At 52.4% G+C, this 838-nt stretch carries 1 pseudogene; it reads right to left on the reverse strand.

Going from position 1 to position 838, the window contains the following annotated elements:
* Positions 1-76 precede the first annotated feature (76 nt).
* Positions 77-775, reverse strand: a pseudogene (locus QP997_RS09705) (IS6-like element IS26 family transposase); the annotation flags it as partial.
* Positions 776-838 lie beyond the last annotated feature (63 nt).

The raw sequence follows: 838 nt of genomic DNA on the forward strand, positions 1-838 counted from the left end.
ACAACACAGGAACATAGCGTTGATCACACAATAAAAACGGAGCTTTCTTGGCTCCCGCCCCAAGTTGCAACAGCACCTCAAAAACTCTGCTTACCAGGCGCATTTCGCCCAGGGGATCACCATAATAAAATGCTGAGGCCTGGCCTTTGCGTAGTGCACGCATCACCTCAATACCTTTGATGGTGGCGTAAGCCGTCTTCATGGATTTAAATCCCAGCGTGGCGTTGATTATCCGTTTCAGTTTGCCATGATCGCATTCAATCACGTTGTTCCGGTACTTAATCTGTCGGTGTTCAACGTCAGACGGGCACCGGCCTTCGCGTTTGAGCAGAGCAAGCGCGCGACCATAGGCGGGCGCTTTATCCGTGTTGATGAATCGTGGGATCTGCCACTTCTTCACGTTGTTGAGGATTTTACCCAGAAACCGGTATGCAGCTTTGCTGTTACGACGGGAGGAGAGATAAAAATCGACAGTGCGGCCCCGGCTGTCGACGGCCCGGTACAGATACGCCCAGCGGCCATTGACCTTCACGTAGGTTTCATCCATGTGCCACGGGCAAAGATCGGAAGGGTTACGCCAGTACCAGCGCAGCCGTTTTTCCATTTCAGGCGCATAACGCTGAACCCAGCGGTAAATCGTGGAGTGATCGACATTCACTCCGCGTTCAGCCAGCATCTCCTGCAGCTCACGGTAACTGATGCCGTATTTGCAGTACCAGCGTACGGCCCACAGAATGATGTCACGCTGAAAATGCCGGCCTTTGAATGGGTTCATGTGCAGCTCCATCAGCAAAAGGGGATGATAAGTTTATCACCACCGACTATTTGCAACAGTGCC

Source organism: Corynebacterium sp. MSK039 (assembly GCF_030232315.1).
Classification (GTDB): Bacteria; Actinomycetota; Actinomycetes; order Mycobacteriales; family Mycobacteriaceae; genus Corynebacterium.